General features: G+C 40.1%; 11 protein-coding genes. 10 read left to right on the forward strand and 1 reads right to left on the reverse strand.

Annotation, left to right across the window (positions count from 1 at the left end):
* The first annotated feature begins 17 nt into the window (after positions 1-17).
* The 8 genes from fdh3B (at position 18) to AC19MV_RS17800 (ending at position 6709) form a co-directional block, all read left to right on the forward strand.
* Positions 18-614: a formate dehydrogenase FDH3 subunit beta gene (gene fdh3B / locus AC19MV_RS17765; RefSeq protein WP_188958678.1), complete on the forward strand. Its 597-nt coding sequence runs from the start codon at positions 18-20 to the stop codon at positions 612-614.
* A gap of 47 nt (positions 615-661) precedes the next feature.
* A complete protein-coding gene (locus AC19MV_RS17770) occupies positions 662-1678 on the forward strand; it encodes a formate dehydrogenase subunit gamma (RefSeq protein WP_498309218.1) in 1017 nt (338 codons plus the stop codon).
* Positions 1679-1894: 216 nt separating this feature from the next.
* Positions 1895-2281 (forward strand): septal ring lytic transglycosylase RlpA family protein, encoded by a 387-nt coding sequence (locus AC19MV_RS17775; protein ID WP_498309219.1) that lies wholly within the window; start codon positions 1895-1897, stop codon positions 2279-2281.
* 85 nt (positions 2282-2366) lie between these two features.
* Positions 2367-3161 (forward strand): EcsC family protein, encoded by a 795-nt coding sequence (locus AC19MV_RS17780; RefSeq protein WP_498309220.1) that lies wholly within the window; start codon positions 2367-2369, stop codon positions 3159-3161.
* A gap of 89 nt (positions 3162-3250) precedes the next feature.
* A complete protein-coding gene (locus AC19MV_RS17785; RefSeq protein ID WP_498309221.1) occupies positions 3251-4171 on the forward strand; it encodes a formate/nitrite transporter family protein in 921 nt (306 codons plus the stop codon).
* Positions 4172-4263: 92 nt separating this feature from the next.
* The gene (locus tag AC19MV_RS17790; RefSeq protein WP_498309222.1) at positions 4264-5256 is read left to right on the forward strand and encodes an alpha/beta fold hydrolase; all 993 of its coding nucleotides are present in this window, start codon (positions 4264-4266) and stop codon (positions 5254-5256) included.
* A gap of 352 nt (positions 5257-5608) precedes the next feature.
* On the forward strand, positions 5609-5944 hold the full coding sequence (locus AC19MV_RS17795; RefSeq protein WP_498309223.1) for a DUF2306 domain-containing protein: 336 nt from the start codon (positions 5609-5611) through the stop codon (positions 5942-5944).
* Positions 5945-6271: 327 nt separating this feature from the next.
* A complete protein-coding gene (locus AC19MV_RS17800; protein WP_498309224.1) occupies positions 6272-6709 on the forward strand; it encodes a GNAT family N-acetyltransferase in 438 nt (145 codons plus the stop codon).
* Positions 6710-6836: 127 nt separating this feature from the next.
* Here the strand turns inward: AC19MV_RS17800 and AC19MV_RS17805 are convergent, their stop codons facing one another.
* Complete coding sequence (locus tag AC19MV_RS17805; protein WP_498309225.1) at positions 6837-8363, reverse strand: sigma-54 interaction domain-containing protein; 1527 nt, start codon at positions 8361-8363, stop codon at positions 6837-6839.
* Between the two features lie 572 nt (positions 8364-8935).
* On the opposite strand from AC19MV_RS17805, the gene AC19MV_RS17810 reads away from it, so the two are divergent.
* Both AC19MV_RS17810 and AC19MV_RS17815 read left to right on the forward strand, forming a co-directional pair.
* Complete coding sequence (locus AC19MV_RS17810) at positions 8936-10069, forward strand: hypothetical protein (protein ID WP_498309226.1); 1134 nt, start codon at positions 8936-8938, stop codon at positions 10067-10069.
* A 611-nt stretch (positions 10070-10680) separates the two neighbouring features.
* On the forward strand, positions 10681-12243 hold the full coding sequence (locus AC19MV_RS17815) for a flavocytochrome c (protein ID WP_498309228.1): 1563 nt from the start codon (positions 10681-10683) through the stop codon (positions 12241-12243).
* Positions 12244-12260: the final 17 nt, after the last annotated feature.

Below are 12260 nucleotides of genomic sequence, written 5' to 3' on the forward strand. Positions count from 1 at the left end.
TGAGGAGATAAGCCATTATGGCAGTCATGAAATTTCTGTGTGACACCAAACGCTGCATCGAGTGTAACGGTTGCGTCACAGCTTGTAAAAACGAGAACGACTCTGCTTTAGAGTGGGGTATTCAACGTCGCCGCGTGGTGACCCTTCACGATGGTGAACCAGGAGAAGCATCAATATCAGTGGCGTGTATGCACTGTACCGACGCACCTTGTATGGCAGTATGCCCTGCAGACTGTTTCTACCGTACCGAAGACGGCATAGTGTTACACAACAAAGATACGTGTATCGGTTGTGGATACTGTTTCTATGCTTGTCCGTTTGGTGCACCGCAGTTCCCTAAAAAGACTGCATTTGGTAGCCGTGGCAAAATGGATAAATGTACTTTCTGTGCAGGTGGCCCTGAAGAAGATCATTCAGAAGCAGAGCGCCTAAAATACGGTTCTAACCGTATCGCAGAAGGTAAATTACCTATGTGTGCCGAGTTGTGTTCAACCAAAGCGTTACTTGCGGGCGATGCAGGCATTGTGTCTGACATTTACCGTCAACGTATGGCATCACGCGGTAATCCAAATGTGATTTGGGGCTACAACCCTAAAACCGGCGAAATGATCTAACCAGAGCATGTGCTGCGATTAAGTTCGCAGCCATATAAGGAGTGACAATGTTAACTTTAACGTTAAACAAATCACTGCGCAGGATGTTTGCTCTGTTGGTTCTGTGTATGGGATTGGGGTTGGTTACATCACCGGTGTATGCCGCGGATGAACAATCTAGCCAACAACAAGCAAAGTCTAAAACCAGCGATGCAGATCTCTGGCGCGCAGTTAAAGCCGGCGAACCGGGATACAGTACAGACAAAGGCTTAGATGCTGATGTACTTATCAATGTCGCAGGCAATGAAGGTAAGATACTGCGAAATACTTACTTAAAACCCGCACTAGGCTTAGCCATAGTCGGCGTTTTTGCTGCCTTTTTAGTGTTTTACTTCGTTAATGGTCCATCAAAACTGAGTAAAGGCTTTTCAGGTAAAATGGTACTTCGTTGGAGCAAAGCTGACCTCTGGTTGCATTGGGTTATGGCAATATCTTGCCTAACGCTTATGTTAACGGGTTTGGTCATTATGCTTGGGCGGCATTTCCTTGCTCCTTATGTCGGTGACGGCATTTGGGCAGGTATTATCGCCTTCTGTAAGTTTACCCATGACTGGTCTGGACCTATTTTTATGGTGTCTTGGCTATTATGTGTAATCAAGTGGATGCCGTTACAAACCTTTAAAATGTACGATTTAAAATGGTTTTTAGTGGTCGGTGGCTACATTAACTTTGGCCCGTTTAAAGGCAAACACCCAGACAGTGGTTTTGCTAACGCGGGTGAAAAAATGTGGTTCTGGACCTTAGCTATTTTTGGTCTTAGCATTAGTGCAACAGGGGTCATGCTAGTGTTCCCTACGCTCGACTTGCCACGCGAGTTGTCTATGATCGCTTTACTTGTACATGGGGTGAGTGCAGTTATTTTAATTGCGTTTACCATCGTGCACATTTGGATGGCGACTGTACTCAGCGAAGGCGGTATGGAGTGTATGGTATCGGGCTATTGTGACGAAAACTGGGCTTCGCAGCACCACAATGTGTGGTACGACGAAATCAAAGCCGATGGCACCCTAAAATACAAAGAGTAATTCAGCTGTAGCGGTGTGAATTCACCAGACTATTGTTAATCTAAAACACCTTGTGGGGCTAACTCGCAAGGTGTTTTTTATTGTGGTATCAGTATAAGTTTCATGGAGAGTTTAATTTGAATCACTATTCAAAGTCGGTTACTGTTCATCACATAATGACACGACAAAGCGAGTGATAGCGTTGGCTCGTTATGTGAACACACAATAAGATAAAACATGGTTACCATTTCTCGAATATTATTCCTGTTTTCATTTTCATTACTTCTGGTTGGCTGTTCAACAATCCAGTCAGATAGCGGTGACCGAATAGGTTTTACTGATTACGGTCAAGCTTCATATTATTCTGATCGTCATCAAAATAATAAAACCGCCAATGGCGATTTATACCAACACAACCTTAAAACTGCTGCCCATAAAACGTTACCCTTTGGTGCGCATGTTAAAGTCACGAATACTGCCAATGGTAAAAGTGTTATCGTTAATATTAATGATCGCGGTCCTTTTGTAAAAGGGCGGATTATCGACCTCTCCAAGTCGGCATTCAGCAGTATCGGCAATCTTTCGGCAGGGGTCATTGAGGTTAAAATTGAAGTTGTCAGATAGCTTTTGCTTCTAATGCGTTTGGATGTGTAAAGCTGGTCAGGGAAAGATCTATTGGAGTGCATTGATTTATTGCTAAGGGGAATAAGTGAATATTTCAGCGCCACATCAAAAAGAGTTGGCAATGGCCAAATCATTATTAGAAAACCCTGGCTTGGCGGTCAAAATAACGAATTTTATCGGTACGCCGATTGAAAAGGGCTTAGCGTTATTGCCAGACAACTGGAATAGAAATATCGCTAAAGTGACTGAAAAGTCGTTAATGAAAGCCTCAGAAGCCGCTATTTTTACGATGAAAGATATTCCTGGAGAAGCGTCATCTAATCGCTGGCATAAACTGGGTGTTGCGGTGAGTGGTGGTATGGGTGGTTTTTTTGGTTTAGCTGCGATTGCAGTTGAACTTCCAGTTTCAACTTCTATTATGTTGCGATCTATTGCCGATATTGCCCGCAGTGAAGGTGAGTTAATTACCTCGTTAGACACTAAAATGGCTTGTCTAGAAGTGTTTGCTTTAGGCGGCGCGAGCGATTTTGACGACAGCAGTGAATCAGGTTATTTTGCGGTAAGAGCTGCTCTGGCTAAATCGGTGTCAGAAGCGGCTGAGTTTATGGTTAAAAAAGGCGTAACAGATGAAGCGGCGCCTCTTCTCGTTAAACTCGTCAGTAATATCGCTGAAAAATTTGGCGTGCAAGTCACCCAAAAAGCCGCTGCTCAAGCCATACCAGCCATTGGCGCCGCGGGTGGAGCCATCATTAACACTTTGTTTATTGATCATTTTCAAGACATGGCCAGAGGCCACTTTATAGTCCGTAAGTTAGAGCGGCAATATGGTTATGATACTGTCAGGAATGCTTACAACTTATTACCTAAAAATGTGAATTAAGCGCCATCGCAGCAGCTGTTGGACTTAGCGGATAGAACAACATTGAACGTTCAGCAAGTCTTACGTTTATCGCCGAAAAGGATAACAATATGACACAAAATGGACCCACTCAATCTGATAAGCCCCTTGCGGCAAAGTCGAATATGCACTCTAACCACAAAGCGGTTAAACGCGAAACGCGGGAGCACGAAGCTACCACATCAGAAATCGCCTTAACTGACTCCGAGCGTGAAGCCGTAGCTGAAAATAGCAGCCTTTCTTCGTTAACCGTGTACTCAATCATACTCAGGGAAGGGCAAGAAGAATTAGAGCGGCCGATGCTGTCTCTATGGTGGTCAGGTATTGCTGCCGGTATCGGTATTTCATCTTCGGTATTAGCAGAAGCAGTTATCCGTAGCAATCTTGGTAGCGATCATCCTTATCTATCGTTGATTGAAAGCCTGGGTTATACCTTTGGTTTTGTATTGGTGATTTTAGCCAGGCTGCAATTATTTACCGAAAATACCATTACCGTGATTTTACCGTTACTGGCAAACCCTTCTAAGCAAAGACTAGCATGCACTGCGCGTTTATGGGCTGTGGTGCTAGGAGCTAATTTTGTCGGCACATTCTTTACTGCTGCTATGGTGGTACATGGTGGAATATTAACGGAAGATATATTTAGCGCGATATTACAGATATCGCGCCATGTGGCGGAGCTAACGCCATCCGAATCGTTATTGCGTGGTATTCCGGCTGGATTTTTTATTGCTGCCTTGGTGTGGATGCTCCCTTCTGCAAAAGGGTCTGAGTTACTGGTGATAATCATGTTTACCTGGTTAATTGCCGCAGGCGAGTTTACTCATGTTATTGCGGGCTCTAATGAAATATTTACCTTAGTGCTCAATGGCGAGTTAAGTTTTTTCACTGCATGGTCACATCATATTGGCCCAACGTTATTGGGTAACATTATTGGCGGTACCGGCTTATTTGCAATGTTAGCTTATGGCCAAGTTCGCCAAGAAATGTAGTTCAACAGATGAATAAAACGATGTTGTAATAGATGTAAGTGACTGCTACTTTGAGTTTTTAGTGATGTATTATTTCTTTGAGTGAGATAAAGATGAAGCGTTTTTATTTAGTATTATTGAGCCTATTTACGGTGTTAGCACCTGTATTTGCCGCAGAACCTGTTAAATACAATAAAGAGTTGGACGGGTTTGACTATCCATTTGAAGTGCAGACGTTTAATTTTAATTCGCAAAGCAAAGATTTAGCGATGCGCTATATGGATATAGGTGCTAAAGACGCGAAAAAAGTCATTGTGCTGTTACATGGCAAAAACTTTTCCGGCTACTACTGGGAGCAGGTCGCAAACGATCTATTAGCTAATGGCTACCGAGTGATTATTCCTGATCAAATTGGCTTTGGTAAATCAACCAAGCCTGAGTATTATCAATACAGTTTTGGTCAATTAGCCTTAAATACTAAATCGTTATTAGACAGCTTACACATCAACACGTTTGATCTTGTTGGCCACTCTATGGGCGGCATGTTAGCGACAACATTTGCGGTTAATTACCCAAGCGCAGTTAATAAGCTCATTTTGATTAACCCCATTGGCCTAGAAGATTACAGTCGATATGTGCAATTTAAAGACGTAAACTTTTTCTATAAAAATGAGCTAGCCGCAAGCGTCGATAAAGCAAGAAACTACCAAAAAGCCAATTATTACGACGGTAAATGGTCTGATGAATATGAGAAATTATTAGTACCCATGCAAGGGATGTTAGCAGGCGATGATTGGCCTATTGTTGCTTGGAATAATGCCCTCACTTATGGGGCAATATTCTCAGAAAATGTTGTCGATAGATTTTCGCAAATAACCAGTGAAACGGTACTCATTATAGGCACTCGAGATCAAACCGGACCTGGTCGTGGTTGGTTAAAAGAAGGTGTAACCAGAACCTTAGGTGATTACAAAAAGCTTGGCGTTAATGCTCATAAGTTAATTAAAGGTTCAACCTTAATCGAGCTTGAAGGGTTAGGTCATATGCCGCAAATTGAAGATTATGATGGCTTTATTAAGGCATTTCATCAAGCGCTTGGTAAATAATACAACAGGGCTGCTTTACTAAAAATGGCTAATTTGCAGACACCCCGAACCTCAAGGCTCGGGGTGTTTTTTATGGCGTGCAGGGTATCAGATGACTGTCACGAAAACCGGGCGACTTTACATCACTACTTGTGGTTTGCTGGAAGATGTCACCTTGCTGTTGTTGCTTCATGATGGCCTAGTGCATTATCTTAGAACCGGTTCCAAACATATGTTACGAATGCAAGCTTTAGGACCCACTCATATAACTGTTAATTTTACTGCTACTTTTACTGCTAATAAGTACTAACGACAATCACCTTCTTTTAGCATCATGTGACCAACAAGTATTATTTTTAAGGGAATAAAAAGTATGGATTATGTTCATTTAGCTTATCTGCATTTAGTCACAGTCGTTCCAGCATTTTTCATTGGTACCTATTTGCTGATGGTTCGAAAAGGTACACCTAGACATAAAGCATTAGGCAAAATTTATATGCTATTAATGTTGTTTACCGCCATTGTGTCTTTATTGATGCCAGCACAATTAGGTACGTTATTTTTTAATCATTTTGGTTATATTCATTTACTCAGTTTACTGACACTTTACGCGGTACCTGCAGGGTATTTATACCCAATCAACTTGAAGATCCGTGTTTCAGAGCTTCACCGTGTTTTCAATACTAGGCGCGTTAATGCGGTAATGTAGGTACCTTATAAATTAGCGCAACAACGTAGTGGGAACACGGTGAAACTCCCAAAGGGCAAGTTTTACACGCGTTTATGCTGTGTTATTGATTTTGGAAAGGGAACGACCATTCCCCGCAATCAATGCCTTGCCTAAACGCGTGTAAATTCTTGCTGAAATCGAGCATCTTCAGGTTGTTTGGGTATATATATTAAAAAAGGTAATGTTAATGGTCATAAGCGCAGCATGATTATTTTGTATTGTGGTGGGTTAATCGTTGCGGGCACGTTTGCCGTTATGCCTGGTCGGTTATTGCATAGTTGGTTGGTGAATTAAAGAGAGGGCATTATGGCTTATCAGTTTGTTGAAGGTACGGTAGACGATATTGTCGCGGTACTTAGATTAGTGCCTGAGTTTGACAATAGCATCACGGCAACCACAATAGCCGAGCGTCTTACGGGTAAAAACGCGTTAATTTTAGTGGCTAAATGCGATACAACGCCCATAGGTTTTAAAGTGGGCTACTCGCTCAATCATGATGAGTTTTACAGTTGGCTTGGCGGTGTTGCACCACAACACCGAGAAATGAAAGTCGCCTCTCAGTTGCGCCGGTTGCAAGAGTCTTGGGCTGTTGCGCAAGGATTTAAAGCGATTAAGGTTAAGTCCATGAATCAGTTTCCCAACATGTTACATATGCTTATTGCCAGTGGTTATCATATCTGTGGTTATGAAAACAATGGCTCTATTTCTAATAGCAAAATTGAATTTATTAAGTGTTTATCATGACGTTTACTACCAATAACTATTGATTTATTATTATATACACTTGCAAGTAAGCCGTTGATTTTACTGGGTATTGTAGTTGAGTCAAATTCCACATATTCTTGCAGATTAAATACTGTTATCAGTAAATCTAGCTGATCCCAAGTTTTTTCATTTTGCTCCGCAAGGTGTTTGGATTTACATCAAGCAATTCAGCTGCGCCACCAGGACCATGTAACTTTCCTCCAGTAAGGTTCAAGGCATGAGTAATATATTTCTTTGTCATTTGTTCCAATGGAATTATTTTATCACTTGCATAATTGGGATCTACGATAATGGTTGGGAGTTGATTCTCAGAGGATAAGTCCAACTCTACGGGAGTGATAAAACTGAAATCTAAAGGTCCCTTCGGGTTATCAATTATAGCTCGTTCGAGTACATTAATCAGTTCTCTCACATTACCAGGCCAGTGGTACTCGCTCAATATACCTAATTGATCAGGTGTAATACGAGGTAAATCAACGAGATTAAATTTTGCGATAATACCTTCTATAAAATGCAAAGCAAGCAATGGGATATCAGATCTGCGTTCTCTAAGAGGGGGGATTTCAATTGGAAAAATTGCGATGCGATACCATAAATCTTCTCGAAAATCCCCAGAGATAACCATTTCCTTCAGGTTTCTATGGGTGGCCGCTATAACTCGTATATTTAACTGTATGCTTTCATGGCCACCAACACGAGTTATCGTACCATTTTGTAGAATCCGAAGCAGCCGCACTTGGATGTTTAAAGGGAGCTCACCTATCTCATCTAAAAAAATTGTGCCGCCATTAGCCTGTTCAAAATAACCCAATTTACGAGTTTCAGCACCGGTAAAAGCACCTTTTTCGTAACCAAAGAGCTCTGAGTCAATTAATGTGTCAGGGATCGCACCACAGTTGACCTTAACAAAGGGTTTTTCTGCGCGTAATGATAATTCGTGAATCGCATTGGCAATCACTTCTTTACCGCAACCTGTTTCACCTAACATCAAGACAGTGGTATTAAGTTTAGCAATAGACTCAACTTGCTTCATGATTTGCTTCAAGCCCGAATGAAAACCGACAACACCATTAGCAATATCTAAAGTTCGTTTTAACTCTTGGTTTTGTTTTACTATAATTAAGTTTTCCTTAAGTAAATTGCGACCTTTGAGGTTAAAAGCTGTAATCATAGAAAAAATATGCATATGTGGGGTAATCATATCAGCATGCCTTTGATTGAAAACCCCTGTATCTTTCGAGTAAAAACCAACCACTCCCAGATGGGTGTTACCAGAAATCATTCGTAGCATTATGACCGATTTAATTTCAGGAATAACCTGAGGTGCTACAAAGTGAGTGACATCATCTAGCGTTATATCATTATAAATTCTAGATGTCGGCCAGTCTTGTGCATTAAGGGCATTACACATGTCTTGATTTACCGGTACTCTCTTTTCAATCGTCGCGGAATCAGAACTATTAACGTGGGCAATAAATTGAATATCGCGGTACTCAGGGCGATAGATGTTTAGGTAGATGCCATCGATAGGAAGGTAATTTTTGACATAGTTAAAATAGGTTTGTAAGGACTTTTCTAGTTGAAGGCTGCTACATAAGTTTTGTGTAGCTATATAGTAAAAGTTTTGTTCCATTTTTTACCGTCCTCTATTCTCAATTATGAAACTATTATAAATCGTTATATATCGTGATTCTGTTGATGAGATCTAATAATCAATAGAAAAGTTAATTATTGAAACAATAAATAGAAATCTAACCTAACTCTCTGTGAATGAACCGCGTGATGGCTTAATTGTTAGTCTTTTCGATGGTGTGTTATAAAATTATTGAACAAATAAATATTGGTTGGGAATGGTAAAATTTAGTGGTTTATGGTGATGCAAGTCACAAATCAACATCATTCTAGATATATTATTTACAATAAGCTTACTTTGTATTAATGAGAGTTAGTTATATTTCGTTTAATACCTAATAATAAGTCTTGATATTTCGTGATTAAGTGCGTGAGTTCAAGTTAATGGCTTATTAATACTATCAATTGTTGTTTGGCATGATTTCTGCTTGTTGAGGTGAGGCAGATAATACTCTTCTGCGTTAGTAATGATTTAACAATAGTAAAATAAAATAAAATGAACTATCGGATATGCTAGTTAATACAGGAGCATATTTAATAAGTTATATATTTAGTAAGAGTTATTAGGAATTGATGATGAAGAATTCAAACATATTTATGTTATCCGCAGTCGCTACAGCTATTTTATTTACCGGAAATGTAACAAACGTTCAGGCTCAAGACGATGGTATTAATATAGGTGGTTCTGTGCGTGTTAACTATGCGTATCGTGACTACGATGATAAAAGTAAAGATAAAGTCGGCGACTTTACCTTTGATACTGCTACCTTAGTATTCAAAGGGCAGAAAGGCGATTGGGGACTTGCAGCAGAATATCGTTTCACGAAATCAACTAATTTTATTAAATATGGTTATGGAATTTATGAAATAAGTCCTGATTGGCAGCTACAATTGGGTATAAATAAGGTTCCTTTTGGTAATCCTGGTTTTATATCCAATAGCTGGTGGTTTGGCTTACCATATTACCTGGGGTTCGAAGACGACCATGATGTTGGTATTAAGGCTGTATATGAGAAAGACGGCTGGCATACTGACTTAGCGTTTTATAAAAATGCAGAGTATGGTGCGAGTGAAAACAAACGTTATGGGACCGATCTCTATACCGGTACTATTAACGACGTTGAATATAACAATGAAGAAACTAACTCATTAAACGTCCGACAGACTTATACTAAGGAACATCAAGGAGGATCTACGACCTTTGGTGCGTCCGTTGAAGTAGGTCAAATTTATAATGCGAAAACAGAAAATAATGGTGATAGATATGCATTTGCTGCGCATATGGAGACTCGTTATAAAGATTGGAATGTTCAATTGCAGGCAATGCAGTATGAGTTTGATGCAGCAGATGCTGAGGATCCTAATCAAATAGGTGTATCAGTGGTTGGTTGGCAATATCCTGTAGCGACAAAAGGCCAAGTTTATAGTTTTAATATAGCAAAAACGTTTAAAACCTCTTTTGGCAGCGTTAAGTGCTATAACGACTATGGCATGATGACTCCTGATGTAGCAGATAAGAGTTATGATGATAGTTATCAAAACGTAACTGGTTGTGCCATTTCAGCAGGTGCGACCTATACAATGATTGACTTTATTATGGGTAAAAACATGACCTTCTCAACTGAGAATAATGACCATGTAGGTTTACCTGAAATGGGTAACGGTTGGGATAAACGCTTCAATATTAACTTTGGCTACTATTTCTAATAATAGATGTTGTGGTACAAAAGTTAAAATGAAATTTGTCCAATAAAAAACATTGCTAGCTATAAGAAAAGTATAATTTTTTAGGTGATGATTGGTTGTTAAAAAATAATTGGAAGCAAGATCTATCAAGGACATTCTATTTTTAAATAAAGTTCTTATATCTAATTGAGTAAATAATATGTTTGGTATTGGAGTTAATATGCATGTAGTACTTAAAGGTAAAGTCTGTATGGCTATATTAATTTCTAATTATCGATTTATATTTTTCAAGTGGCAAGTCTTCATTCTACTTGTTTTAGGGTTTACTTTAAGGCTTTTATATTAAGCCTTAATGATAATTTCATTCTAGTTGATTGCATCCATGCTATTTGGTTTTTGTTGATATTTCGTGATCGTTAATGTTTGAATGTCGTGAAATTAGGTCTGACTTCATAAATCCTCACTAATTAAAGCTAAATCACCAATTGGCACATTCAATGCTAGGTAATACTTTATATATTAATTTGCTTAATAATGGTCAATAACGACAAATTTAAGTACGGAATTTTCATAAGTGATATTTATTTAAATTAAGTATCTAGCAACCAAAAATAGTAATAAGGGTTTATGTAATGAGTAAAGAAAAAGACCTGTGTTATACCCGGCGACAAATAGTAACCGGAACAGCTGTACTAGCCATTGCAGGACTAAGTGCTGGAGTTGTTAAATCAGCAGCTGCCACCAATTGTACGCCTATTAAAGCAGTGGAATTTGACGAAATTGTTGATGTCATTGTTGTTGGAAGTGGATTTGCAGGTATGTCTGCTGCTATTCAAGCTAGAGAAGCGGGGGCGAGTGTTATGGTCATTGACAAGATGCCAGTGTTTGGTGGTAATTCTACCATCAACGGTGGCGCAATGGCCGTTGCTGGTTCTCCGCTTCAAACAGAAGAGGGAATTGAAGATTCAGTTGATACCATGGTTGCGGATATGCTGTTAGCTGGTCGAGGTATGAATGATGTTGAAATGCTCAAACTTGTTTGTAATGGCACCGCTGATTCGTGGCAATGGTTGACTGATTACGGTGTGAAATGGAAACCTTTTGTACAACATTTTGGTGGTCACTCTGTTCCCCGAGTTTTACAAACAATTGAAAGCTCCGGCGCGGGTATTATTAGGCCTCTAATTAAAATTGCTAAATCCATTGGTATCGACATGCGGACTCAAACCCAACTCGAGGGCTTTGTAAAAGATGACTCAGGTCGAGTGATTGGTGTTGAAGTGCGTGCGGATTACTATTTCCCTCAAAAACGGACTGGACACGTTCTTCATTATGGCGCTCGCAAAGGTGTCATCATGGCAACAGGTGGGTTTGGACGTGATATTGAATATCGCCAAATGCAGCAACCAGAATTAACAGCCGAACTAGACTCAACAAATCAACCAGGGGCAAATGCTGACGCTCTGAAACAAATGATGTTGATAGGCGCTAATCCGATTCATCTTGATCAAATTCAACTTGGACCTTGGGCATCACCTGATGAAAAAGGATTTGGGACAGCATCTCAATTTAATACTATTGCGACCTATCCTAGAGGAATAGTGGTTGATGTTCGTACGGGTAAACGTTTCTTCAACGAACTTGCTGATAGAAAAGCTCGTTCCGAAGCGATTATGACTCGCCGTGATGATAACGGAAAGCCAGTATATCCAGTAGGATTGACTAATGCCGAGGGAGCCCAAAAGGCACAAACTTTAGACTGGGGACTTAAATATAACGTCATTAAAAAAGCCGATACGCTCGAAGAATTGGCTGGATTTTACGACATCCCAGTAAAAGCACTCATAAAGCAAGTTGATGATTGGAATCATGCTGTTGATATCGGGGTAGATAAAATATTTGGTCGCCCAATGCAGGAGGCAATGAGGCTAGATCAAGGACCTTGGTATGCGGTACGTATGTGGCCAAAAGTGCATTATTGCATGGGTGGTGTAAAAGTAAATACCAAGTCACAAGTACTTCATTTAGTCACAACTCAACCCATTCTTGGGCTCTATGCAGCAGGTGAAGCGACAGGAGGTATCCATGGCGCAAGCCGCCTCGGAGCCTGCGCTGTAGCCGAAGGCGTAGTGACAGGACGCAATGCTGGTCGACTTTGTGCGGCATCCAAGAGCATTGATTTAAAAAACGTATAATAAACCAAATTAAAAAG

This window comes from Shewanella sp. MF05913 (genome assembly GCF_059758095.1).